This window comes from Neobacillus sp. PS3-12 (assembly GCF_030915385.1).
Lineage (GTDB): Bacteria > Bacillota > Bacilli > Bacillales > Cytobacillaceae > JAEVLT01.
Map to the genome: position 1 here is coordinate 4,557,369 of NZ_CP133268.1, position 24,036 is coordinate 4,581,404.

At 35.2% G+C, this 24,036-nt stretch carries 22 protein-coding genes and 3 pseudogenes; 17 read left to right on the forward strand and 8 right to left on the reverse strand.

The features are described from left to right. The first annotated feature begins 452 nt into the window (after positions 1 to 452). The 3 genes from RCG17_RS22995 to RCG17_RS23005 are packed head-to-tail and all read left to right on the forward strand — an operon-like array spanning position 453 to position 3,680. Entirely contained in the window at positions 453 to 2,171 is a 1,719-nt protein-coding gene (locus RCG17_RS22995; protein WP_308172362.1) for a hypothetical protein, read from the forward strand. Next, a complete protein-coding gene (locus RCG17_RS23000; protein WP_308175927.1) occupies positions 2,146 to 2,487 on the forward strand; it encodes a 2-thiouracil desulfurase family protein in 342 nt (113 codons plus the stop codon). Before RCG17_RS22995 ends, RCG17_RS23000 begins: the two co-directional genes overlap by 26 nt. 29 nt (positions 2,488 to 2,516) lie before the next feature. Continuing rightward, positions 2,517 to 3,680 carry a DUF6602 domain-containing protein gene (locus RCG17_RS23005; RefSeq protein ID WP_308172363.1) on the forward strand — a complete coding sequence of 388 codons (1,164 nt, stop codon included), beginning with the start codon at positions 2,517 to 2,519 and terminating at the stop codon, positions 3,678 to 3,680. A gap of 629 nt (positions 3,681 to 4,309) precedes the next feature. On the opposite strand, the gene RCG17_RS23010 is transcribed toward RCG17_RS23005, so the two are convergent. Next, positions 4,310 to 4,450 carry a hypothetical protein gene (locus RCG17_RS23010; protein ID WP_308172364.1) on the reverse strand — a complete coding sequence of 47 codons (141 nt, stop codon included), beginning with the start codon at positions 4,448 to 4,450 and terminating at the stop codon, positions 4,310 to 4,312. A gap of 402 nt (positions 4,451 to 4,852) precedes the next feature. Here RCG17_RS23010 and RCG17_RS23015 point away from each other — a divergent pair, with 402 nt between their 5' ends. Then, positions 4,853 to 5,956 (forward strand): HD-GYP domain-containing protein, encoded by a 1,104-nt coding sequence (locus RCG17_RS23015; RefSeq protein WP_308172365.1) that lies wholly within the window; start codon positions 4,853 to 4,855, stop codon positions 5,954 to 5,956. A 389-nt stretch (positions 5,957 to 6,345) separates the two neighbouring features. On the opposite strand, the gene RCG17_RS23020 is transcribed toward RCG17_RS23015, so the two are convergent. Both RCG17_RS23020 and RCG17_RS23025 read right to left on the reverse strand, forming a co-directional pair. Further along, positions 6,346 to 7,584 carry an IS110 family RNA-guided transposase gene (locus tag RCG17_RS23020; RefSeq protein ID WP_308172366.1) on the reverse strand — a complete coding sequence of 413 codons (1,239 nt, stop codon included), beginning with the start codon at positions 7,582 to 7,584 and terminating at the stop codon, positions 6,346 to 6,348. Positions 7,585 to 8,456: 872 nt separating this feature from the next. Beyond that, positions 8,457 to 9,281 (reverse strand): helix-turn-helix domain-containing protein, encoded by an 825-nt coding sequence (locus tag RCG17_RS23025; RefSeq protein WP_308172367.1) that lies wholly within the window; start codon positions 9,279 to 9,281, stop codon positions 8,457 to 8,459. Positions 9,282 to 9,391: 110 nt separating this feature from the next. On the opposite strand from RCG17_RS23025, the gene RCG17_RS23030 reads away from it, so the two are divergent. Together RCG17_RS23030 and RCG17_RS23035 are read left to right on the forward strand one after the other, a co-directional pair. Further along, positions 9,392 to 10,606: an MFS transporter gene (locus RCG17_RS23030; protein WP_308172368.1), complete on the forward strand. Its 1,215-nt coding sequence runs from the start codon at positions 9,392 to 9,394 to the stop codon at positions 10,604 to 10,606. Between the two features lie 84 nt (positions 10,607 to 10,690). After that, complete coding sequence (locus tag RCG17_RS23035; protein WP_308172369.1) at positions 10,691 to 11,671, forward strand: NAD(P)H-quinone oxidoreductase; 981 nt, start codon at positions 10,691 to 10,693, stop codon at positions 11,669 to 11,671. Positions 11,672 to 11,943: 272 nt separating this feature from the next. Here RCG17_RS23035 and RCG17_RS23040 read toward each other — a convergent pair. Beyond that, positions 11,944 to 12,241, reverse strand: a pseudogene (locus RCG17_RS23040) (reverse transcriptase); the annotation flags it as partial. On the opposite strand from RCG17_RS23040, the pseudogene RCG17_RS23045 reads away from it, so the two are divergent. The 3 genes and pseudogenes from RCG17_RS23045 to RCG17_RS23055 form a co-directional block, all read left to right on the forward strand. Then, positions 12,241 to 12,396 (forward strand): annotated as a pseudogene (locus tag RCG17_RS23045) (FAD-dependent oxidoreductase); the annotation flags it as partial. The pseudogenes RCG17_RS23040 and RCG17_RS23045 sit on opposite strands and share 1 nt — an antisense overlap. A gap of 488 nt (positions 12,397 to 12,884) precedes the next feature. Beyond that, positions 12,885 to 13,895 carry a DUF3231 family protein gene (locus RCG17_RS23050; RefSeq protein WP_308172370.1) on the forward strand — a complete coding sequence of 337 codons (1,011 nt, stop codon included), beginning with the start codon at positions 12,885 to 12,887 and terminating at the stop codon, positions 13,893 to 13,895. A gap of 968 nt (positions 13,896 to 14,863) precedes the next feature. Next, positions 14,864 to 15,541, forward strand: a pseudogene (locus RCG17_RS23055) (reverse transcriptase domain-containing protein); the annotation flags it as partial. A gap of 112 nt (positions 15,542 to 15,653) precedes the next feature. Here RCG17_RS23055 and RCG17_RS23060 read toward each other — a convergent pair. Genes RCG17_RS23060 through RCG17_RS23075 form a run of 4 tightly spaced genes read right to left on the reverse strand, consistent with a single transcriptional unit; the run spans position 15,654 to position 18,867 of the window. Then, positions 15,654 to 16,277: a tyrosine-type recombinase/integrase gene (locus tag RCG17_RS23060; protein WP_308172371.1), complete on the reverse strand. Its 624-nt coding sequence runs from the start codon at positions 16,275 to 16,277 to the stop codon at positions 15,654 to 15,656. A 59-nt stretch (positions 16,278 to 16,336) separates the two neighbouring features. Further along, entirely contained in the window at positions 16,337 to 16,666 is a 330-nt protein-coding gene (locus tag RCG17_RS23065; RefSeq protein WP_308172372.1) for a site-specific integrase, read from the reverse strand. Next, the gene (locus RCG17_RS23070) at positions 16,653 to 17,639 is read right to left on the reverse strand and encodes a tyrosine-type recombinase/integrase (protein WP_308171228.1); all 987 of its coding nucleotides are present in this window, start codon (positions 17,637 to 17,639) and stop codon (positions 16,653 to 16,655) included. Before RCG17_RS23070 ends, RCG17_RS23065 begins: the two co-directional genes overlap by 14 nt. Next, the gene (locus tag RCG17_RS23075) at positions 17,632 to 18,867 is read right to left on the reverse strand and encodes a tyrosine-type recombinase/integrase (RefSeq protein WP_308171229.1); all 1,236 of its coding nucleotides are present in this window, start codon (positions 18,865 to 18,867) and stop codon (positions 17,632 to 17,634) included. The genes RCG17_RS23070 and RCG17_RS23075 overlap by 8 nt, the downstream gene beginning before the upstream one ends. Positions 18,868 to 19,036: 169 nt before the next feature. Between RCG17_RS23075 and RCG17_RS23080 the strand changes: the two genes are divergently transcribed. From RCG17_RS23080 to RCG17_RS23115, 8 genes are all read left to right on the forward strand, one after another. Continuing rightward, positions 19,037 to 19,390 (forward strand): reverse transcriptase domain-containing protein, encoded by a 354-nt coding sequence (locus tag RCG17_RS23080; RefSeq protein WP_308175928.1) that lies wholly within the window; start codon positions 19,037 to 19,039, stop codon positions 19,388 to 19,390. Position 19,391: 1 nt separating this feature from the next. Then, positions 19,392 to 20,153 (forward strand): HNH endonuclease signature motif containing protein, encoded by a 762-nt coding sequence (locus RCG17_RS23085; protein WP_308172373.1) that lies wholly within the window; start codon positions 19,392 to 19,394, stop codon positions 20,151 to 20,153. A 292-nt stretch (positions 20,154 to 20,445) separates the two neighbouring features. Next, a complete protein-coding gene (locus tag RCG17_RS23090) occupies positions 20,446 to 21,024 on the forward strand; it encodes an SMI1/KNR4 family protein (protein WP_308172374.1) in 579 nt (192 codons plus the stop codon). 108 nt (positions 21,025 to 21,132) lie between these two features. Next, positions 21,133 to 21,354: a DUF2199 domain-containing protein gene (locus RCG17_RS28400; RefSeq protein ID WP_374120980.1), complete on the forward strand. Its 222-nt coding sequence runs from the start codon at positions 21,133 to 21,135 to the stop codon at positions 21,352 to 21,354. Then, positions 21,323 to 21,613, forward strand: a complete 291-nt coding sequence (locus RCG17_RS23100; protein WP_308172375.1) for a bacteriocin immunity family protein — start codon at positions 21,323 to 21,325, stop codon at positions 21,611 to 21,613. Before RCG17_RS28400 ends, RCG17_RS23100 begins: the two co-directional genes overlap by 32 nt. Before the next feature lie 115 nt (positions 21,614 to 21,728). Then, positions 21,729 to 22,244, forward strand: a complete 516-nt coding sequence (locus RCG17_RS23105) for a hypothetical protein (RefSeq protein WP_308172376.1) — start codon at positions 21,729 to 21,731, stop codon at positions 22,242 to 22,244. Between the two features lie 166 nt (positions 22,245 to 22,410). Then, the gene (locus tag RCG17_RS23110; RefSeq protein WP_308172377.1) at positions 22,411 to 22,929 is read left to right on the forward strand and encodes an NUDIX hydrolase; all 519 of its coding nucleotides are present in this window, start codon (positions 22,411 to 22,413) and stop codon (positions 22,927 to 22,929) included. A 97-nt stretch (positions 22,930 to 23,026) separates the two neighbouring features. Further along, positions 23,027 to 23,311: a hypothetical protein gene (locus RCG17_RS23115; protein ID WP_308172378.1), complete on the forward strand. Its 285-nt coding sequence runs from the start codon at positions 23,027 to 23,029 to the stop codon at positions 23,309 to 23,311. Positions 23,312 to 24,036 lie beyond the last annotated feature (725 nt).

Here is a 24,036-nt window from a genome sequence, read left to right on the forward strand (position 1 = left end):
AGCATTTTTCAGCAGTAGATCAACAATAAAAACTGCCACAAACAGTTGCGACAAAAGCAAACTTTTTGTAGCTTTGGACAATTGGACAGTATGAATATAGAGGAATATGTATGGTAGTAACTCATCATCATAAGATCATATTCCAATGGGTAAAATATTCAGCTTTTTGTGTCACTCGATTTTATAAAAGAGGGAGGAAGAGTTTTAAATATAACTGTAATTCACGTAAAATATAAAATTAAACATGGTTAACGATGAACTTAAAACGCTTGAACCTCTTGATATTAGTGGGTTTAAGTGTTTTTTTGTATTTCAACGAAACGAACAGAAATTCCGTTAACGCAAATTTGCATATTACTGTATATTTTGTATTTTCATGCTAGACTTATATTAGAATTTGCGAAGGATTGCATTCAAACTAATACATAGGATTATTTAGATGGAGGATTTTCATGCTATTAGGGCGACCATATTATGAAACGTCATATCGTTTGTTTGGAAATATTGTATTACGTTGGTTAATAGACCAGACTCTTGCTTGTAATAAAAAACAAGATCCTGTTTCTTCAGGGCTTATTAGTAGTAAAACTGATTCTTTGTGCCTTGAATATGATAATGGATTTCTTTGGAATGGTATTCGGTTCTGGTCAGAGTGGTTTATGATGAAAGACGACGTAATAACACCTTGGGGTCATAGTTGGCGTAAATACGTGAGTTGTATTCCGAAAGTTGGTCTAGGAGATTGGGATGAATGGGACGCTCATTTTTCAGTATTTATTCGTAATCTGTACTTCGATTATTGGAGTGCTCAATTTCCTAGCGACTTGTCTCCGGATGTCATGGACAGGTTTTGGACTAAACTTTGGATTACCTATGCACGAATATTGAACATTGACAACGTACAGGCTACCTTGGATTCAAATCAGTCAATTATATCAAGGGAAGTTAAAACAGGATCATACAACTTATCCTTTCTAAATAAAATTGAATCAGTGCTTCGTGAGATGTGCTTGGTCAATAACATTCAGTGGGAAGGTGTGGAACAACCCGGTTGGATCAAGTTTTCATTATTAAAAAATCCCATGTGGGGAGACAATGAAATTCTTATTGATTGGGATACTCCTTTGGTCATTCTATCCTCTGTCGTGGGTCATAAGGTGGAACAACAGACAATTGTGGTATTTCTTGAGAGCATGAAGGAGGAAATACGTCAACGGCTTGCTTCCATAATTAAAGTTGTACGTAATGAGCCAACGGAATTATATGAATTTTGGTTTCCTTTGGAAAATCATCAATTAGAGGCAGGTTCCGAGGAATCAATGGGGCAGTATTCAAAAATAGTTGGTATCTCTAAAGAAATAGCCGAAAAGTTAACTAACTCTGGGGGAATTGGACCGCGTCCATCTGCACATGTGGGTGACGCCTACGTAGTTGTATCAAGATATGGAAAAACGTTGCACCGTGCGTGTGAAGAAGCATTAAGGGAGCTGGGAGATACTCAAACAATGTTACGTGTCGCAGACACAGGTTTTAGGTGGGAAACAAGTTATTTTTACTATTGGTCCCTTCTAAAATCATCTCGTCTACCCTTGCAGTCTGGTAGTTTTTTTATTGCCGAGCGTAGAGATAGTCAGCAACTATATGGCCTATTGACAACAGAATGGTTGTCTCAATCTCGAGATTTGTTTTCTGGTCTTGCAGAGAAATCCGGTAAACTTGCTGATGCATTGTTGGTTGCAATGAAATGGCTAGGTATGGCTAGAACCCAGGATGGTGCTGAGAGTGAATTTTTGTGTCTATGGATCGCCCTTGAAAGACTCGGAAACGGTAGTCATGAATATAGAAATGTTATCCCGAAAGTCGTTGGAACTCTATGGCATTTATCAATGTGGTCAAACCTGGCCATCGATAAACAAATCGACGCTGTAGAAGAAAACCGAGAAATGATGGTCAGTTTACTCCATGATCTAGGTAATCTTCGTAATCAAGAAGTGGCACATCGCGGTCAATTTAGGAAAAAAAAAGATGTTCGTTATGCTACTTGGATGCTACATCATCTCGTGAATGACCTGACACGCTGGTTAATTCATTTGTTGACAAATCGTGATGATATTCAGACATTTGATGATCTTATTACCTATATTGATGAGGAAATTCACCCGAAAAAATAAGTTGTCCATCCAACCTCGTAGAGACGTAACAGTACTGTATATAAAAGGGGCTTATGTTACTTTAGGAAAAGCTCAAGAGGCTAACGCAACTGTGGTTATTCTTAAGGAGTATAGCCCTTCCTGTGGAAGTTCAATGATTTATAATGGTGAATTTAAAGGTAAGAAAATTGTTGGAAATGGAGTTACAACTGCTCTACTTAAAAGAAACGGAATTCAAGTAGTTTCAGAAGAAATTTTAATTCTTCTGAAGCTAAACATTCATGAAAGGCATTTGGGAATCGCAAGGGGGTTCTCCTTTTTTCTGAAAAAAATATAGACATAAAATAAAATATAAGGTGAGAAAAAATGAACGTAAAATTACTTTACAGATTAGCATCTAAAAAATTAATCTCTGATTTTAATATATCCTCTCAGTTAAAACATCAGGGTTCAACCGGTGTATATAGAGAAGACGCAATTAAAAGGTTTTTATTAGAAGGACGATTACCAGAAAAATACGGGGTTGGATCTGGTGAAATCATTGGTCCTAATAGTGATACGTCTCGTCAATCAGATTTAGTTATTTATGATAAGCTTAATTGTCCAGTATTATTATTTGAAGAGTCAGTTCAAATATTTCCTTCTGATGCTGTTTACGGCATAATAGAAGTTAAATCGCGCCTTTCCAAGCAAAAGCTAATAGAAGGTTTAGAAAATATTGCTGCATTTAAAAGTTTGGTTCCAATAGAACAGGCTGTTCAACATAATGCTTTTATTCAAATGACATATAGCAAGCCACGACCATTTGGAATTATTTTTGCTTATAGTTTAGGGGATAACTCCCTTGATTCATTAACAAAAAATTTACGTGACTTTGAATTAAACAAAGACCCTGATTTATGGCCAAATATGATAGTAGTTTTGGATGAAGGAATAATCTGGCATAATGATAGTTCTTTAAAAACTGTATTACACTCTGAGGGATTTTATAATAATGTTTTTCCTGTACCTTTCAGTTTTGGGAATGATACGTTATTTGAGTTTTATTTTAACTTATTTGACATATTATCGAATATAAAACTTGGTGATATAAATTTAAAAAGATATAAAGAGTTACCAAAACGTGTAGGGGACTTTTTTGTATCAGGACATGACAGGTTCGGAAAAGAAGGTAGTAACAAGGCGTATAGATTAAATGAGCAATTTATCAAACGTATTTTTGATTATTGTAAAAAGGTTGGTAAGAAAAAACATAAAGATGTTTTATTATTAGAATTTGGGGAAATACCTCAAGGAATAGATGAACGAAGCTTAAATGAAGAAATTTATTATTTTGATCCTGATGAACTTCCGAGTTTGCAAGAAGTTACATTTGTAAATGATGAACGTGGAAGGGTAACCACTAATAAAAGGTCGAGAATTCCTAGCTGTACTATCCATATTAATGGAGAGACATATAAAATTCCGGCAGCTTACATAACCGAAGACGATCTGACAGAAGTTTCAGATATGATAACTGAGGATTTATAGCAATTATTATTATAGTAATTATTAATGAATTCAACTCTTTAAAAACAATAACATTAGTGGATACCTTCTTCATGTTGCTCCAACGAATAAACAATTGCATTTTACAAGAAATATGGTATGAAGCAGATAAAAACAGAGATGGATGGGAAAATTCTTAGAATGTCAGGAAATATTTAAGACTAAACCCACTTTGGAAAATTTTGATTAAAATATTGTGAAGCACTGGTACTTACACTAAATGGGGAATTTTCTTCAATAATGCTCAGCAATGATCTTCAACAATCGGGCGCGTTTACGGAAGATCAAAAGCCTAATTCCTCAATGATCTGACCCAATAAAGTAAAATTTGGATTGTCGTGACAGATTGTTCCGGAAAACATGAGTGAAAAGAAGGTAGCCTATTGACTGCCTTCTTGATTTGGGTGCCGGAACCAGAGCGGAGAAGTCCCGAACCCAATTCGATTTTTATTAGTAGATCGTTTCCAGAGGTTTCAGAGTCGAAAAATCGTCCAGATGATTTGTTTTTATTTCACTGCATGAAGGACAAATTTTATAAACAAAAATTTCTGCGTTCCTCATGGTAGGTGGATTCTGAAGAATAAAAATCATCCCACATTTTTGCCAATTCTTCATTGCGGTACCGGCTTAACGATTTTTGCTGTTCCCAGTGAAATGCACTTTTCCTTTATCTCCAGCGCCAGTTGCTGTCCAATTCTCTTTGGCAGCAGGTATGTCCAATATTCCGAACCTCCCCAAATCCATTCATCCATTTTTATCCACCCCCTTTTTTCTATTCTTACATTTCACATTTAGTTATCCAATTCAATCAATATAGAAAATATTTCATAGGAGGTTGTTGATGTGGAGTGAAGCATTGATGGGACAGTCCTCCGATTGAAAAACGTCGGAACAGTCCTGGTGTTTCTTAGAAACAGAAACAAAAAGTAGGTTTAAAAGACTATATTTAGGTATAAAGCATTATTTTAAATGCCTATTAAGAAAATATAATGTTATATAAGGACGTTTTTTCAGATGCTATGACTACACCTATTTTTGCCAAAAAAACCAGATAAAAGCTTGTTTGAGTAGGTGCTGGTGACTTTTAAAAAAAGGACATGTTTCTCTCTCGATCATAATGATCAGCTGTATTTGCAAGAAAGAAGGAACTGACAGTGCGTTTAATATCAACCCTTGATTGTCATGAAGGATTAAAAGTAGCAAAGCCCATTTATGATGGTAGAAATAAAATTTTATTAAATTCTGGAGTTAGATTAACAGATAAGATTATCACACAATTAAAAAGCAAAGAGGTCGGCTTTATCTATGTAGAGTCCCCTATTACGGAGGGTGTCATCCTGCAAGATGAAATCTCGGTTCCTTTACGAATGGAAACAGCTCAGCATATAGGTAAAGTGTTTAAAGCGCTGACAGATGGTGATAATTCAAGGATAAAGAAAATTTCAAGAGGGAAAGCCATCCGAGAACTAAAAAGTGTATATGAACGTTTATTAAAAGATATAAAGGCGAAACCTTCGCTTATTAATCTGCTAAGTAATTTACAGATGGAAAATAACAAAATTCTTCAGCACTCGCTTAATGTCAGCATGTATGCCGTTACGATTGGGCGGCATCTTAGTATCTTTGATAAGGATTTGTATCTTTTAGGTTTAGGCGCCATGTTTCATGACATTGGAAGAAGCAAGCTGCGACCGGAATTACTGATTAAGACAGAATTAACAGAAGAAGATAAAAAGGAATATCGTAACCATACAATAGAAGGATTTGAAATGCTTCGAAAAGACCGGGAACTGCATCTTCTTATTCCTCATTGTGCCTATCAACATCATGAAAATGTAGATGGTACTGGGTTTCCAAGAGGACTAAAAGGAAAAGATATTCATCAATTTGCTAAAATTATCGCAGTAGCTGATCTCTTTGATAAATTAACAAATCCAAAATCGGGGAAACGAGCGATGTTGCCGCATGAAGCTATGGAGGTTGTTCAAGGTTTATGTTATACGCGATTTGATCCAAACATTATCGACGCATTTCGGAAATCGGTTGCGATTTATCCGATTGGTGTAACTGTTTCCCTTAATACAGGGGAAAAAGGGGTAGTTGTTGACTATAATCACCATTTACCTCAGCGCCCTAAAATCCGCGTTTTCACAGATCGAGAAGGGAACAAGCTGGATAATTACTATGAATTAGATTTATTAAAAGAATTAAGTTGTATGATTGTAAAATGTGATGCCATACTGGATGAAGGAAAATAAACAATATTGGCGTCAGGCACGATGTATGGACAAATTGTAAAATTTGCCGGTTTGCCAAATTGGTGCCACTGTCCCGCCTCGGAATCTGTCGAAGGATGATAGGTTTCAAGAGATTTATATTGAGCTTAGGTGATTACTGACAATAAAATATACCATACTTGACATAGTTTTTACTACTTCATAAATTTGAAATATTCAAAACTGTCTAGGTGTTATACAAGGTTAATTGATTTCCATAAGAGTAGTCTTCCACAAAACCAGCTAATAGTTGTCAACATTTTTCAATAAAAAAATTAAAATATAGATGATATACTAAAAACGAGTATGCCAAATAACCTTCCTCATCTACAAAATTGGAAGGTTTTGTTTTGTAATGTTAAATATAGTTTTTAAGCTAATTCCTGGAAAGTGGTTTTGTTCTTTAAAAGCGCATAAATCAAGTGTAAAAGCTTATTAACACAAGCGATAATTGCTACTCTATAGGGTTTACCCTCATCGCATTTTTTATCGTAAAACTCTCTTAATTTTTTATTTCGAGGAATAACGGCATCACTCGTCTTCTGTTTTCGGGCATCTCGAATTCCACAGTATACAGCCATATATAATGCCTGCCTTAACCTTCTAGATCCTCTCTTTGTTATACGATTTTTGGTTGCTGTAAATCTTCCGGAAGAGTAAACGCTAGGATCTATTCCCGCAAAGGCAACTAACTTTTTAGGGTGATTAAACCGATCTATTTCTCCTATTTCGGAAATGATTGTTGCCGCAATCTTTTCTCCGATACCAGGAATAGACTGGATAATCTTATATTCTTCAATTTCTTTAGCGAGGGCATCTATTTCTGATTCTAGTTTTGATAGATGCTCTTGATATTGAAGAACGATGGTAATTAACATCTTTAGGTTAAAAATATGACTTTCATACAAGTTATTTTGAAATGGATTTCGTAATGCTGCTTCAATAAGCTTTTGTGCTTTTTCTTTTGCCCACTTTTCAGAACGTCTAGTACATAACGATACAATCTTGTCGGTTAATACAGATTCGGTAGTATTTAGTACATGTTCAGAAGTAGGAAATAAGGAAAGAGTCTGTAAAGATACTTTTGAATATAAATCACCAAATACACCTCTAAATTCAGGAAATACCTGATCTAGCACTGTTAGAAGTTGTACCTTGGTTTGTGTAGAGATCCCCGTAATTATCTCTTGTTGTCTTGTAAGATTACGAAGGTTTAAAAGTTGAAGCCCTCTTTTCTTATACGGCTCAACTTCTTCTTTATAGAATAGTTCGCATAGATGATAGGCGTCGACAGCGTCTGTTTTTACCTTTCTTAAACTTGTGCTCCGTGCTCGATGAGAGATAAGGGGGTTCACAATAATATAAACATATTGCTGTTCCTCCAAAAATTGAATAACAGGAGAGTGGTAGTGTCCTGTTGATTCTAAGATAACCGAAGGTTGCTTACCATCAGTTACTCTTTCAATCTCTTTTAAGAATCCTAATAAATACTCAAAACCCTCAACAGTATGCTTTACACTAAAACTTTTACGAAAAGGTTGACTCTTATCCAAGAATGCTTGTACCTGACTTTCTCCTTTAGAAACATCCAGACCTACTACTGGATTCATGATCATCTCCTCCTTAGAAATTAAGATTAGTCGGTTGTCCCTAGAACTGCTTGTACTATCATAGGTTCGCTTGTTAAACGGGATCTTTGTCCCAACCAGCCTGAAACATGCTTATACAAGTAGGGAGTGAACAGTTTTGCGGACGGGATCAAGTCCCACGGGCGCTACGTTCTACTCCGACTACCGCAATAATAAAACCAATTAAAAAAAGTTCAACCAGTAAAAACTGGTTAAACTTATATTACGAACCAGCTAATAGAAGCTTTTGTAATCTTCCACAAACAGGCGCTATCCATGAACAAGGATAGCGTCTTTTTCATATTAGGGCCATTTTCTTGAATAAGAGAAGGAGGCACTAATTTAGCTCCATTACGGAAAATTTTGGTCTACGCAATAGACATGAGGTATACTTTAATCTCCCTCTCTGCAAAAAGAGTATATCATCATTATTATAGTCAACTACGACATACTTTCCTTTTTAAAGGAATGCTCTCTTTTCTTGAATAAAGCCATAGCTAAGCATAAGGTTATTTTAAGAAAAAAATTTTTTCTTCAGTAAATCCATTATCTTCAATCTATTCAAACATTTCATCTTCAGAATTAAAGATACAATTCGTTAATTCTTGCAATGGATTTAAAAAGCTTATGACTCTTATCTCTTCCTTCTTTTATTTCTTCTTCGCTTTTTACTTTGCTAAATTCAGCCTGTAAATATTAAACCTAAATATATCCCATACCTATTAATTTTCAATAATATTAGTATTTCATTTTAATATTGTTTACTGATTAGAAATTAATAGATGATAAAGCACCACGATATTTTCCATTTTCATCAGCAGCTCGAAACGAAAACTTATCAGATTAACATAACTTTACTCAAAAAGCTTTTCTAGTTTCTTCTTTGAATCTACGTCACTTGCTAGGTGAACGGTAATAGTTGCGTTTGGGTGTTCTTCATTCTGGAAAGAAAGATAATCGATACGGATATCTCCAACAATAGGATGGTGAAGTAATTTCTTTCCTTCGGGTGTACCCATAATAAATTGTTCATTCCACCATGAATCAAAAATACTGCTTTGTTTACGTAATTTAGTAATTAATTCTAAACGTTCTTGATTAGCAGGTGATTGACTATGGACCATTCTTAATTGACTGACACGCAATTTGGCATGCCCCTCCCAATTATCTAATAATTCTTTCATGTAAGGATCCGTGAATGCACGCCATATGGAATTACGTTGTAAGGGCGTCATTAAAGGATAATTTCCGAATACAAGAGTGGCAGCTTTATTCCATCCAACAATATTCCACTGGGTATCCGTAATATAGGCTGGATAGGGGTTCTGAGAATCTAAAAATTTTTGCATTCTTTGGCTTACAATAATATTATCTTGCGCTTCATCCGGTAACCGTTGTTCAGCCAAATTAAATAAATAATCTCGTTCGTTTCTATTTAATTGCAGTGCATTGCTTAAGGCCGACAATACTTCTACTGAGGGTTGAACTGGTCTCCCCTGCTCCAGACGGATATACCAATCTATGCTTAGATTAGCTAATTCAGCAACTTCCTCTCTGCGTAATCCTATAACCTTACGTTTTTTTCCTATTGTTAGACCCACATGTTCAGGTGTTAAAGATGCACGCTTTTTCTTCAAAAATTGTCCTAATTCAAAATGCTTGTCGATTTCCACGGCCATAAAAGGTCTCCTTCCGTAGGTTTAACAATCCTAGGATAATACGTATCTTCTTGTATCATGTGTTTTATTATACACTGTTCCCTGTAAAAAGAAGAAAGGGTGATTTTTTTATGGAACATGCATTGAAAAGCAAGAAGTTTTCTTTCACATTACAATGGCTACTTTCAGTTGTTTGTGCCATAGCGGTAGCAAATTTATATTACGACCAAGTTTTACTCTCCGACATTATGAAAGATTTCAACATCCAGCCAAATCAATCAGGGCTCATTTTAACAGTAACTCAAGCGGGCTATACACTTGGATTGTTGTTTATCGTTCCACTAGGTGATCGGTTTAATAGGCGGAACCTGATTCTATTAAGTTTATTACTGTCTGCCTTTTGGCTGGTTATGATGACACTTGCTTCTTCATTTTTTCTGTTATTAGTCTTTGGTTTTTGCCTTGGCTTTAGTACAGTTTCTGCTCAATTGATTATCCCGTTTGTTTCTTCAAATTTACAATCTGAGAAAAAGGGAAAAATAATCGGAAGGCTATTAACTGGAATTTTTTTGGGGGTACTTTTGGGTCGTGTTTTTGGCGGATGGATTGGGCAATTGTTTAACTGGGAGACAGTTCACTGGGTTGCTGCATGTATTTTATTGATTTTCGCTTGCTACCTTTTTGTAAAACTACCTGATGATCAGACACAGAAACAACCTTCGTACAAAAAAATTATACAATCTTTGATTCCTCTTCTTAAAGAGGAGCCCGTTTTAAAGGAAGCAATTGTTTTTGGGGTGGCCGCATTTGCTGCTTTTAATATTTTTTGGATACCACTTACCTTTATTTTAAATGGTGCGCCCTATCATTTTGAGAGTGGAATAATAGGAATGTTTGGTATTATTGGGATTGCTGGAGCTATAACAGCAGGATTTACAGGACAGTTATCCGATAGTTTACATGCTCAAATGTGGAATATAGTGGCTTTGCTACTAATGATATTCTCCTTTGTCGTTTTAGGTATTGGTTGGAATCATTTATATCTACTAATTGCTGTTACTTTTTTGCTAGATGTTGGCTCTCGAATGAATATGTCTATAAATCAAGGAAGAATTTATCAATTGGCACCAGAAAACCATAGCCGGTTAAATTCACTATATATGGTTGGATATTATTTTGGAGGTTCGATTGGCTCAGGTATAGGAAGTTTATCATTTCACTTAGGACAAGTTCTAGGAGTGGTCATAAGTGGTTGTTTGTTTTTGGGTTTTGCTATTTTTTATTTTTGGTTAAGTAAAAAAAATTCAAATTTTTCAAAGAAAAAAATTGGATATTACTATAGGTGATGCATGAAGTTAAATGGTCATTTATTATATTACAATTACAGATTTAATAAAAAACTAACTATAATGAAATTGGGAGTGTTTTGATTGAAAGGTGTAATAGTAAAAATACCAGGCGGTCCAAACCAACTTGATCTTGTTGAGGTACCCATTCCTAAACCTAATGAGGGAGAGCTACTTATTCGTGTTCATGCAGCGGCTGTAAACCGCACCGATATTTTAACGCGTGAAGGGAAAATAGGATATTTAAGAAACCCCATTCTTGGCATTGAAATATCCGGTACTGTGGTTGAAGTAAATGGTGAAAGTTCTTTTTCTATAGGTGACAGGGTTATGGGACTTGTTAATGGCGGTGGCTATGCCGAGTATGCCATCATGCCAGCCGACCGGGCAATGAAAATTCCGGACTCTCTTTCGTTTGAACAAGCTGCTGCCATTCCTGAAGTATTTCTAACAGCTTATCAAACATTATTCTGGATCGGTAATCTTCAAAAACATGAAACCGTCTTAATTCATGCTGGTGCAAGCGGAGTTGGTACTGCAGCGATTCAATTGGCAAAACAACTTTGCGATGCGAAAATCATTGTAACAGCTGGTTCACAAAAAAAGCTTGATATTTGTAAAGAACTTGGGGCTGATGTCCTTATCAATTATAAAGAGCAGCCATTCGAAGAAGAAGTACTAAAATTCACAAACGGTAAAGGCGTAGATTTGATTTTAGATTTCATAGGTGCGGATTATTGGGAGAAAAATCTAGCTAGTGCCAAAGTCGGAGGACGATGGGTCCTTATTGGGATACTAGGTGGCAGTGAAGTCAAAAAAATAGACTTACTGACCTTAATGTCAAAATGTATCCAATTAACAGGAACTTTGCTTACTCCAAGAAGTGATGAATACAAATCTCAACTTACCAATGATTTTGTTAAAAACGTAACGTCTTTTTTAGAACAAGGAAAAGTAAGACCTATTATAGACACTACTTTTTCTATTGAAATGGCATCAAAATCTCATTTATACATGGAGGAAAACAGGAACATAGGAAAAATTATACTGGAAATCAAAGAGTAATTTTCAATTATATCTATCCTTTTATATTGGCGCAGTTTAAATTGTCTGTAGATTATCCGCTTAAGAAGCTCGCTTTCCGCGGGCAGTCCACAAGCCTCCTCGGAGCTGACCCTAATCTACTAAGAATAATTGGTAGGTTTCTTAAAGGTGGGTACATGGAGGAAGGTAAGAAATACAAGACAGACAACGGCACCCCGCAAGAAGGGTTATGCAAAGCTTATAATCCACCTTGTGGGGTGCCTTATGTTGAGTTGACGATTATCCCATTTTTCCAATCGTATTGGTGACTTTAATATCTTTCGTAGTATAACAAGTAGCTGTTTGTCTTGTATCCCTAGCGTCCATAATTGACGTTTCAGTTTCACATGTATACCTCAACGAAGAAGCCTTGAATGGCCACATTAACCACATATATTAGATTTGTTTGGTTTATCTTGAAGTTTCAAATGCGATAGTGTGTTCTACACTTCTGTTCGGTCTAAAACCGTAGCTTCTAGTGTTAAATTTAGCTTCACAGATTGGTTCCAAGACTTGCAAAATACATTGTTGGATGTGTCTATCCCAAAGTGATAATGGCTGCCGGGAGTATGATTGGAAAATCAAACTTCAAAATCTTTCTACGTAATTTAATGTTGCGCATTCCCGCCATTATGGTTGTATAATTTAAGCTGACTTCGAAAATGATAGCGAAAGCTGCTAATGGGATAGAGTTGAAAGATTATTGATATGGATTGTTATAAAGAAGCCATAGCCCAGCATTAATTTTTTGGTTGGAGTGTTACTATCAACAAGTTACACGAACAAAAAGGGCTGTCTATTATTCAGTAACTATTAAAACCCGAACAATTTTCTGCTTCGCCAGCTAAGCGTTAAAAGCCCCTTAAACCTTTAAAAATATTTTTAATCTTCCGCAATAGGGCGCAATTCTTCAATAAGAAATGTGCTCTTTCCTCATGAAAAGGGCCAGATTGTAGAGGAATGTTTTTAATGATATTGGAGATTTATTTTAAAAATATCATGGGAATTGTGAATGTTTTCACTTAAATTAACGTGGCAGTAATGTTCAATAAAGAATCAGTAAATTTTATAGATAGACTACATGATGTAATCCATCATAAAGGTTTTCTTTTCCAAAGTAAAATCATGAAATTGTACGATTTTTTTAAAACTTTTTGGAAAAAATATACTATATATTAAGAAAGGAGATGCCTCTATGACTGACCACGCAAAAATAAATTTGACTTCATCAGAAATAGCTTATTTATGGAAATTATACATGTTTGAAACCCTAAATCGTTGTATTTTGCATTATTTTTTAGCGACAGTAGAAGATACAGATATTCAAATGCTTATTCAAACTAAATTGGAGGCAAAAGAAAAACGTATACAAAAAATAATTTCTTTTTATAAACAAGAAGGAATTCCCACGCCATTGGGATACACCGATAGGGATGTCAATATTAAAGCTCCTAGACTTTTTACGGATGTGTTAATGGCTCAATACATTTACTTCATGGCGAAGGCAGGAATAGAACAATATGAACTTGGAATGTTCTCTTCTCCTCGTTCTGATATTCGTCAATACTTTTATGAGAGCCTGACCTATTTCGCTGAAATTCAAAACAAAATTATGGATGTTCTCCTAGAAAAGGGAATATTTACTCGTGCGCCATATATTCCCTATCCTCAACAAGTTGATTTTGTAAAAGAACAGAGTTATTTAACAGGATGGTTTGGAGAACGACGACCTCTTCACGCCATACAAATCACACACTTATTCCTAAACATGAAAAGTAATGCTGTGGGAAAAGAGTTACTTATTGGATTTAGCCAAACAGTGAAGTCAGAAGATATACGTAAATATATGTTACATGGAAAAAATATTACTTCGAAGTTAATGGAAGAATTCAGTTCGATTCTGAAAGATGATGAAATTTCAGTACCTACATTTGAAGGGTTAGGTGTTACAGAGTCAAAAGAAGCACCATTCTCAGATAAATTAATGCTAAGTTTAATAATCTTCCTGAATTCCTATGCTGTATCTGTTTATGGGTTATCGTTAGCAGAAAGCACAAGAAGGGATTTATTTGCCCATTACACAAAAATAATAGCTGAAATTGGAATATATGCTGAAGATGGAATCAATCTGATGATTAAATATGGATATATGGAAGAGCCTCCAAAAGCACCAGACAGAGAAGAATTAGCAAGTAGAAAAGAATAGTATCAAGTTAAACTATATTTACTATCGGGTGCGATGCTATAAAAGGCATCGCGTTTTTTGATTTGATTGCGAAGAATTACACTTAAAGTACGGTGGCGTTACTTGAAGAAAAATAAGCTAAGTTGTATCTATATCTCTATTTTGTTATTCCATTATAGGGCGCTTTCCTTGAACAAGGATAAGCGCCTATTTCCATTTTAGGGCCAGATTGTGGTGCGAAATGTTTCTAATTTAAATTGAGGATGGACACATCTCTCAGGTAAAGGTTAGACAGTTCCTTTCGGAACTGAAGGATTATATCGAAGAGTCAAATGATGGGGTAACGCCCTGAAGGGCTCTCTCTTAGTCGAATAGCACTGAATTTAGTAAGAATGATAGTGTTATAAGCTCGGCGAAAAGGCGTGAGAATTTACCGTAACAGGTTAAGCTGACGAAATCCTACCCGCGGGGGTGGTGTAAATCATGATGCTTGAGTTGAATGAATATGGTGAGAATGCAAATGAACCTAAAATAAAAAGGTTAAGCTGACGAACTTCTGAATGTACGGGTCTAAACTGGCAATACATAGAAATGTGTATATCACTTTATGTGAGGTTAGCTGTGGATGAGTAAGATTCGCAATTATAAAAATCCATGATATGTTACAGGCATATGGACGGCTAACAGGCTCACAGGAAGCACCTAAGTTCATTCCAAAATAGATATAATTCAACGTTGTAAGCTGATAACGTGGAGGACTTACTTCCTATGAAGCGGTGTTAAGGAAAGCATTAGTGAGAATAGCTACTGCATAACTTATCTTTGTATCAGTGAAAGTGGTGGCACAGTACCAATGAAATGTCTAATCAACATGGAGGGATAGCCACTAGACTAGTGAAGAATCATTCAACCATGTTAGGCAGTTCTTTATCGATTAATAAGGTTCTTGTGAGACTAAAAGAGGTTCAACTCCTAAGGGAGTCACCGACTTGTTGAAACGGAAGAAACTGAGACACAATGAGTATTATGTTATGCAACATTGTTTTGACAATTTGTACGATCAAAGTGTCAATGGTCAAAATTTCTATGACTTAATGAAATTGATTAGTTCTGATGAAAATATACGTCTTGCTTATCGAAATATCAAAAGAAATACAGGGAGTAAAACAGCTGGTACTGATAAATTAACCATTGAAGATGTCAAATGGTTATCTGTAGAAGAAGTCATCCAGAAGGTTCAAAATATGCTTCAATCGTATGTTCCACAAACAGTTAGGCGTGTGTTCATACCAAAACCGAATGGCAAAGTAAGACCGTTAGGTATCCCAACGATATGGGATAGAATGCTCCAACAGTGTATATTACAAGTGTTAGAACCGATTTGCGAAGCAAAGTTTCATAAACATAGTTACGGTTTTAGACCGAACAGAAGCACTCATCATGCGAAAGCCAGGTTTGAGGCACTTATAAACTTGGCAGGCCTCTATCATTGCATAGATGTAGATATTCGTGGTTTCTTTGACAATGTACATCACAGTAAATTACTGAAACAAATGTGGTCACTAGGTATAAGAGACAAATCGCTACTTTTCATCATTTCAAAACTGATGAAAGCAGAAATTGAAGGCGAAGGGATACCGACCAGAGGTGTTCCGCAAGGAGGCTTATGCAAAGCTTAGCATAATCCACCTTATGCGAAGTAAAATATTATGCAAAGTAAACTTCCTAAAGCTCTAAAAATAGAAGTTTATTTTCCATTTACTTTGCATAATTTCTGACCTATTTTAATTCGTTCAGCCAAGTAAGCAGAGCCTGATCCTGGTTCCAGTCAGGAAGATTACCATCAATTAAATCGGTATAAGCATTTTCAATTGCTTTTCTCTTCGTTTCAGTATCGGTTCGGGCATATATTTCTGTTGTTTTTATATCTTCATGTCCAAGGAAATCACGAATGTATATGAGATTTACTCCTGCTTGTAATAAATGCATGGCCTTCGAATGCCGAAACATATGAGGTTTTACTTTTGGAGGTACAATGGTTGATATTTTCCTTGATAGCTCAACATATTTTGAAATAATATAGGCGACCCCTTCCTTTGTTAGTTTGTTATTTTGGTTGTTTGAGAAGAGGGGATATTGATTTTTCCAAGGTTTATCCAGTTTATTCTCAGTAATATAGCGCTCCAATAATGATATGGTATTCTTCATAAGAGGAACACGTCTTGTTTTGTTTCCTTTTCCGGTTAATACAACCACTGCCGGTGATTCCAGGATTACATCACTGACTCTAAGATCAATTAATTCTTGTACTCTGGCTCCAGTATCATATAGAACACTCATTAATGTTAGATCTCGCCGTCCTTTCGGACAGCTCCTGTCGGGCTGTTCAAGAAGTAATTTCATAGCTTCTGGGGTTAGATGCTCTACTACAGTTTTGTTTGCCTTTTTAGTAGGAATTGCGATTACCTTTTGAAAATGGAATAAACGGAAGGTTCCTCGGACTGTACATAACGAAAAAAGGAATGTATCGCTGAAAGTCTTTGGTTTCTAGTTGAAATACTGCAATTCCTAGCTGTTTCCAACCATCCTAAAAAGCCATTAAGCAGTTCGCATGAAAGCAATTCTAGTGTAATTCGTTCGGCCGAGATACTTTTTACTTCCTGACAGTACTTTATCAATAGTTTAAAAGTATCACGGTATGATTGGACGGTATTCTTACTGACATTTTTCTGTGATGGGAGATATACCGAAAGGAATTCTGTTAGATGCCTCGCAAAATTAGAAGGTTTCATCGGTGACACCTCCTAATAGAGGGATAATATCTGGGTATTGTATTTCTAGTTTTAATGTAATTTTTGGGAAAACATCTGCGGTAAGACGCAAATAATAAGCAGTTTCCTCAAAAGAATCGTGCCCCATATACGTTTTAAGTATTGGAAGATATGTCGTTAAATCCTTTTCTTGTTCCACCCATTTTTTGAGACAATGGACTGCAAAAGTATGGCGGAAATCATGAATACGAGGGCCCATTCCTCTTCCCCCGTGTGAAATTCTTGCACTCCATAAAAACCGACGGAAGTTTTTATATACATTTCCTAACGTCATCGGGTTGCCATCCAGTGCAGGAAAAAAATATTCTTCTCCTTTTGGAAATGGATGTACAATTTTTGCATAAAGCCCACAACGTTCCGTAAGGGACATGGACATGGGTACTAACCTACTATTATCCTTTTTAGAATTATTTATGGAGAGGATTCCGTTTTCAATGTCAACGTCAGCTACTTTGAGAAGTCTTGCTTCAGATACCCTCAACCCACACATATAAATCATTCTAAAGAAAACAGGCATTATCAGATGTCTGTGTGGACATTCATAACAATATTTGCATTTTTCCGTCTCGGCAAAGAACCTTGTTAATTCCTCGCTTGTATAAATATATGGTATATATTGTTCTTCAGTTGGAAAATATCCCTTGGGAATGATATATGCTTTAACTCCAATAGAATCAAGATATTTTCCAAATTGCCGAATAATTGAGCAGCGTGAACATTGGTTTGCCTGTGACTCGTAAGACTTTTTTCTACACCAGTCTAGAACGATTTCCTTAGTAAGCTCTGTGGCATGAGGGTATTTTTCTAATGTAAATCTGTCAAAACGTCTTAGGTGATGTGAATCAGTAATGTATTTGTATCCGATGGCTTGTTTAAGTTCCACATGATTTTTGAGATGGTCCTTAAATGGACCTTCATAAATAATTTCATTCATGATAAGAGCCCTCTTCAAAATCTATGGAACATTCCCTAAGCTTATTGATATCAACCTTTAGATAAACTGATGTTGAGTTGGTATCGACATGCCCAAGAATATCTGAAATAGTAGAAAGTGGGGTATCCTTTTCTAGAAGCTTACTGGCTATTGTATGCCTGAGAGAATGCATTCCTCTTCTTTTTTTTAGTGTTGGAATGTGCGCAAATTCCATGTACCTTTTGATTAACTGATTTAAATGGTCCTCTTCTGAAAACGGACCAAATGGTGCCATATGCTTTACGAATATATAAGGACAGCCTACTTTAGGACGACCGTATTTAAGATAATCAATTACCGCCCAGCCCACCTCCGGTGTCAATGGAAGAGATATGAGCTGTCTAGTTTTTGATTGTGTAAAAACAAGTCTCTTTTCTTCCCAATGGAAGTGCTCTATTTTAAGATTTTTAATATCCTTACATCGCAAACCGAGGCAGCAGGCCATTAAAATAATTGCATAGTCACGTTTGCCCTTCGGGCTCCCTCTGTCAATAGCTGCGATTAGTTTTTTTAACTCATCTTCTGTCCATACGGATGGAATACGGGTCTGTTTTCTTGCTTGAACCATTGGTGTTTTTCCAGCTAAATCTGTCTGTATTTCACCAGTTTCCAAAAGAAATCTAAGAAAAGCACGTATAGAACAAATATTTTGTTCAACAGTTTTATAGGTATAACCGGCCAAGGTTTTGATGTAGTTATTAATCAACGTGATGTTGATTTCTTTACATTCTGTAACTTTTTGAGAAGAGAGATAATCCATGAATCGAGATGATTGTTTTACATAATGGTCTATTGTGACCTTGGAGTAATCCTTATTTGAACAGTATTGCTTAAATCTGTTCCTAATTTGAATAAAATATTGATCCGTAAGGATCTCCTTATGTTTATAGTATCGACGTAAAATGGTACGGTGCAGTTGAAAATTACCAATCATTCTAATGACACGAAGCTCTTGAGTCTCAGATTGTGAAAGAGTTCCATTCAAATCTTTTTCAAGAATATGAAAGTATTTTTCTACATAATCAATTCCTAATTGTTCTGAATAAAATGTTTCGCCTCGTTCCTTTGCAAATTGAAGAAGGTTTTCCCAACGTCTTCTGTAAAAATTCATGGTGCCTATAGTGTAACCTAGTCGAATCATTTCCTGGTCTAGATCATTAATTAGTTGAGCTAGTGGGACGTTTTGCATAAGTATTCCCCCAAAAATGATAATTTTTGAGCATAGGCTCATATATCATTTTCGGATATTATGCAAAGTAAATCGAATAAAAGAGTTGATAAATTAGCTTTTTTATTAATTACTTTGCATAATTACTTTCTTTGCATAAGGTGGCATCTTATCACCGTTATTATCGAATATTGTTTTAAATGAACTCGATTGGTGGGTAAGTGACCAATGGGAAACATTCAAAAGCAACCATCCATACAAGAACAATGGAAGTAAAGTACAAGCACTCAAGAAATCTAATCTAAAAGAATGTTACATCGTAAGGTACGCTGATGACCTCAAAGTCTTATGTCGTACACGCTCGCAAGCGATCAAAATGAATTACGCTATTAAGGACTTTCTTTATACAAGATTACACCTTGTGACAAGCGATGAAAAATCAAAGGTTATTAATCTGAAGAAAAATTCGTCAGAATTTCTTGGGTTTACTTTTAAAGTAAAAAGGAAAGGTAAGACAAAGATGAGGCTATGTAGTCCAGTCTAATATGACGAAAAAAGCGAAGTCCAATGCATTTATAAAAATCAAGGAATCGATTAAAGCTATTCAGAAAAAACCTTGTATAGAAACCGTTTGGCATTTTAATACGGTCGTAATGGGTATTCAAAATTACTACGCAGCTGCCACTCAAATTACAAATAATTTAATTGAGTTGAACTCTTACCTTCAGAAGACGCTATATAATCGACTAAAGAACGTCAGAAAAGAAGCAAAATTTACTGACATGACTAGCACGTTGCAAAAACGCTACAAAGGGTACAAACCACAATATTATAAGATACAGGACATGGTATTTGTCCCGATTTATGCCCAGCGACATAAAACAAATCTATGTTTCTCGCAAGATACGTGTAACTATACTGCTAAAGGTAGAGAAAAAATACACCAAAGCCTAAAGGCGATTAACAAAAACGTATTAAGCTATGTCATGAAAAACTTTATTCCAAATAAAACGATTGAATACAACGACAACCGCATAAGTAAGTTCATTTCTCAATACGGAAAATGTGCAGTTACTGGAACAGAGCTTGGCATATCTGATTGGCACTGTCACCATAAAAATCCATACCATCTCTCAAAAGATGATAGGTTTTCCAACTTGATAGTGCTTCATAAAGACGTTCACCGACTTGTACATCTAAAAGATAATGGGAAGATTAGAGATTTACTTAATTCATTAAAGCTAAACAAAAAGCAAAAAGAAAAGGTTAATGAACTTCGAAAACAATGCAAAAATACCGTAATCTGATATGGAATAATAAATTTGCTTCATTAAATACATAGAATTGAATGAATTGGATTAGTTGAGGCGCCGTATGCGATGAAAGTTGCACCTACGGTGCTAACAGGGGGAAAAGGGGGCGATAACTTCAAATCCTTACCTATCTGTATGAACATCACTTTTAAAGAAAAATTGGTAAGAAGGAAGATATTGTGAAGATTTTCATTCAAACTAACGATACAGTTTAGTTCAATAAGGAACGCTGATATAATCAAGATAATTAACCTATTTTTATACAAGGTATTGGCGAGGAAACAAAATGACAATTAACTTTAAAGAAATAATAAAACCACTATTTCAATGGAAACAGGGAGGAGAACGACTTCTAGAAAACGGTACAAATTTAATATGTAGGGTGCCACATATTGCACCTGAAGCGTGGTTCCACATTATTTATCCTAAAATTGAAATTACATCATTAAATGAAATAGAAAAGGAGCTCTCTATTCTTTTACCAGATGATTTCAGAGAATTTTTGTTAACTACAAATGGAATAAATATATTTTCAGACAGTTTAAGAATTTATGGCAAAAGGTATTCTTATGTGAGAGAAGGAGACAATGCAATTCAGCCTTATGACTTATCAATGCACCATAGTGAGGTAAAGCGGTATTTTCCTGACAAATACTTGGTAATAGGCAGTTATAATTGGGACGGTTCACACATCGTTTATGATTTAGAGACCAATCAAATTCATCGCTGTAAGAGATATTCTAGTAATGAATTAAATAGTTGGGCTAATCTTAAAACATTTCTTATTGATGAAATAAAAAGGTTAACCCCATTGTTTGATGAAAACGGTATTGAGTATGATGAAGATTTGCCGACTACACCGTAAAAATTTCCTTCTCAGCTAACAGGTCTTAAGTTATAGATGGAATGGCTGCTGCAGTCCTGCTTTTTGTTGTGCTAACGGAGCAGTTTAGTGGAAGAAGATTGAGGAAAAATATGGGAAGTATGGGTTTCTTTAAGTAAAACAAACTCCGAAAAAACAATTGAGTATTGGGAAATAGAAGGAAGAGAAAATGAGCTGGAGCCAATGTTCGGTTGGTTATCTACCTCACTTCCTTCAAATATTGTATGTTGGACTATCATCAAGTTGTTTTGGATTTTAGATGCAAGGAGGAGGAAGGCAAATGTCAGAAGAAAACAAGCTGAAAATAGATGAGCAAAAGGTTTTGAATGACATCTATGATTTGGTGTTAGATCCGAACACATTGGAACAGGAGAGAAATGTTTTGTTGTCCTGTAAAAATACTATTGAAAAAGGAGGCAATATATTTATTTGCATTATACAATTACAAAATGATTTGCGTCCATTCGCAATAAAACAAGAACTCTCTACAAAAGTTTCGAAATATTATGTGGAAATTTCAAACTATAAGACTTTTGATAGGCGATTTGGTAGAGGATTATCTTTTTGGTAGATGAGTCCTTCAATGTATCATCCAAGATATTCTTTCGAATCAGCTGTATGTGAAAAAGTACACTTAAGCTAACGGGTAGCATTCCTTAAATAATAATCCAAACAGGGAGACGTGTATGAAAGAAGTAATTATTTCTGAATTAGGCAAATTAGTGGGATTAAAATTACAGGATGCAGGAAGAGCATCTAACCTATTTTGGCTGGGTTTTGGGGATATAATTCAAATCATTAGGAAAGGAAAAACTCAGGAATCAGCAGAATACGCACTACATATTCAATGTTCGTGGAGAATAACTTTAAATAACAAAATTGTCGTAGCTTCAAGGGATTTCTATTCTCCAAGCTCGGAATGGGATGGAGACATTGAGAAATTCGATTGGGATATACAAGGTAACAATAGATTCGATGAACGAATTAAAACTTTTACCAAGGACAAAGAACGATTAAAGGTAAAGAAAATTGAATCTGATGATGTTGGTGGATTGAAGGTCTTTTTATCAGATGGTTACAAACTAGAAGCATTTCCTGACAGTTCAGAAGACGATGAACAAAGTGAACATTGGAGGTTCTTTAACCGAAAAGATAATAGTCCTCATTTTGTTGCTACTGGATTGGGAATTGAAAAGGTTTGAACTTCAACTTTGTGAAGTAATGTACTTACACTAACGGGTGCTTTAGCAAAAATAGGTTATCGCTGCGGCGGTCTCTTTTTCTTATTGAAGTAACGATACAGTTTAGTTTAACAAGGAGTACCGTCAGTTTTTTCTTGTTACAAAAATATATATAAGGAGTTTAGCAATGGAAAAGTGGGATTTATATGATAAGCATCGTAATAAAATAGAGAAACAAATAACTCGTGGAGATGAAATGACATCAGACGAGTTTCATTTAGTAGTACACGTATGTATATTTAATTCAAAAGGAGAGATGCTCATTCAGCAGCGTCAGCCCTTTAAACAAGGATGGTCGAACCTTTGGGATATCACTTGTGGTGGTAGTGCTGTTGCAGGCGATACAAGTCAGCAGGCTGCTTCAAGAGAGTTATTCGAGGAGTTGGGGATTCATTATAACTTTGAAAAGATACGTCCACAATTTACTATTAACTTTGAACGTGGCTTTGATGATTTTTATTTAATTGATAATGACTTTGATTTGAATGAATTGAAGTTACAGACAGAAGAGGTCCAAGCAGCCAAATGGGCTTCTAAAGAGGAAATCTTAAAGCTAATCGAACTAAAAAAATTTATACCTTATTATGAGAGTATCATTTCGTTTCTTTTTGAGTGTCGACATCATTATGGTTCTATTCGTCTTTAAGATAGTGTAATTCTGCATTGATAACGCATTTAATATTGTACTTAAAGTAATGAGGGCGATACTAAGTTGTAACGCTTATAAAGGAGTTGAAACTCAAATGATTATAAAAATTGATTTTGGTAACGACTTCATTCAATACTTATCTTGTTCATCAAAAGTGGGTAGGAAAATGAACTGTATTCAGGGAAACTTTCTACAGTGGATATTTAATGAGGAAAAGAATACAAAATATTGGGCTTTAGACAATGGAGAAAGAATTCCTAATTACGATGCAATTGCAATTGTTGAATGGTTAAACAATGTAGGATTTAAGAAAGGAATTGTGAAAGCTAAAATAATCACAAATCCTCAATTAAAAGTTAAAAAGAATTTATATTATTAGATTGATTCCTATATGTTAAATGTTTGTCCCAGCAAGATTGTGAAAAAATTTACTTAAACAAACAGGTGCTTGAGTTTAACAATGGGGTAGCTGCGGTTAACTCCTTTTCTTATTGAACAAATGGGTCAGATTAGTTCTAGAAGAATGTTAAATTTTTCGTTCGTAGATACATATAGTGTGGTCTAAATTAAATGCAAAAAAAAACCCCTGTTTTTTTAGGTAGTATGGGTCCTTATGTCGGGGTTTTATATTATGGGTGTGAACAAAGTTTATCAAAACGAATGGAATTATTGAACTTTTTAATGCGAGTATTCACAAAATAAACATATTTGTATTCGTTAATAAGGATCATCACGATGACATTATATATTATGTTTGATTAGAAAAAAGAGAGGAATTGAAATGAACACAGATATTAAATACAAAATATGTTAAGTGAATATTTTGGAACAACTATAAATCCAGTGATAACATTAAGAGCTGGAATCTTTAAGCCTCTGGCAGGTGCATTGGCTACAGCTTATTTTACTTCTGAAGATTCATATAGATGTTACAACAAGTTATATGTGATAACGAGGATATGACAAAGATAATCAGGGAAATAGATAGAAAATAGCTAGCTAATGGCCCTCCTATTCTTTGTGGTTATAGTCAATGATTATACCCACATCATATTTTTACTTTGATTAAATTATGCTAGGGGGGTATTATTTGTTTTTTTTAGC

Excerpts from the sequence above, each read along its gene's own strand:
- RCG17_RS22995 (WP_308172362.1), top strand. The coding sequence starts at position 453 with ATGCTATTAGGGCGACCATATTATGAAACGTCATATCGTTTGTTTGGA.
- RCG17_RS23000 (WP_308175927.1), top strand. The coding sequence starts at position 2,146 with ATGAGGAAATTCACCCGAAAAAATAAGTTGTCCATCCAACCTCGTAGA.
- RCG17_RS23005 (WP_308172363.1), top strand. The coding sequence starts at position 2,517 with ATGAACGTAAAATTACTTTACAGATTAGCATCTAAAAAATTAATCTCT.
- RCG17_RS23010 (WP_308172364.1), bottom strand. The coding sequence starts at position 4,450 with ATGGATGAATGGATTTGGGGAGGTTCGGAATATTGGACATACCTGCTG.
- RCG17_RS23020 (WP_308172366.1), bottom strand. The coding sequence starts at position 7,584 with ATGAATCCAGTAGTAGGTCTGGATGTTTCTAAAGGAGAAAGTCAGGTA.
- RCG17_RS23025 (WP_308172367.1), bottom strand. The coding sequence starts at position 9,281 with ATGGCCGTGGAAATCGACAAGCATTTTGAATTAGGACAATTTTTGAAG.
- RCG17_RS23030 (WP_308172368.1), top strand. The coding sequence starts at position 9,392 with ATGGAACATGCATTGAAAAGCAAGAAGTTTTCTTTCACATTACAATGG.
- RCG17_RS23050 (WP_308172370.1), top strand. The coding sequence starts at position 12,885 with ATGACTGACCACGCAAAAATAAATTTGACTTCATCAGAAATAGCTTAT.
- RCG17_RS23060 (WP_308172371.1), bottom strand. The coding sequence starts at position 16,277 with ATGAAATTACTTCTTGAACAGCCCGACAGGAGCTGTCCGAAAGGACGG.
- RCG17_RS23065 (WP_308172372.1), bottom strand. The coding sequence starts at position 16,666 with ATGAAACCTTCTAATTTTGCGAGGCATCTAACAGAATTCCTTTCGGTA.
- RCG17_RS23070 (WP_308171228.1), bottom strand. The coding sequence starts at position 17,639 with ATGAATGAAATTATTTATGAAGGTCCATTTAAGGACCATCTCAAAAAT.
- RCG17_RS23075 (WP_308171229.1), bottom strand. The coding sequence starts at position 18,867 with ATGCAAAACGTCCCACTAGCTCAACTAATTAATGATCTAGACCAGGAA.
- RCG17_RS23085 (WP_308172373.1), top strand. The coding sequence starts at position 19,392 with ATGACGAAAAAAGCGAAGTCCAATGCATTTATAAAAATCAAGGAATCG.
- RCG17_RS23090 (WP_308172374.1), top strand. The coding sequence starts at position 20,446 with ATGACAATTAACTTTAAAGAAATAATAAAACCACTATTTCAATGGAAA.
- RCG17_RS23100 (WP_308172375.1), top strand. The coding sequence starts at position 21,323 with ATGTCAGAAGAAAACAAGCTGAAAATAGATGAGCAAAAGGTTTTGAAT.
- RCG17_RS23105 (WP_308172376.1), top strand. The coding sequence starts at position 21,729 with ATGAAAGAAGTAATTATTTCTGAATTAGGCAAATTAGTGGGATTAAAA.
- RCG17_RS23110 (WP_308172377.1), top strand. The coding sequence starts at position 22,411 with ATGGAAAAGTGGGATTTATATGATAAGCATCGTAATAAAATAGAGAAA.
- RCG17_RS23115 (WP_308172378.1), top strand. The coding sequence starts at position 23,027 with ATGATTATAAAAATTGATTTTGGTAACGACTTCATTCAATACTTATCT.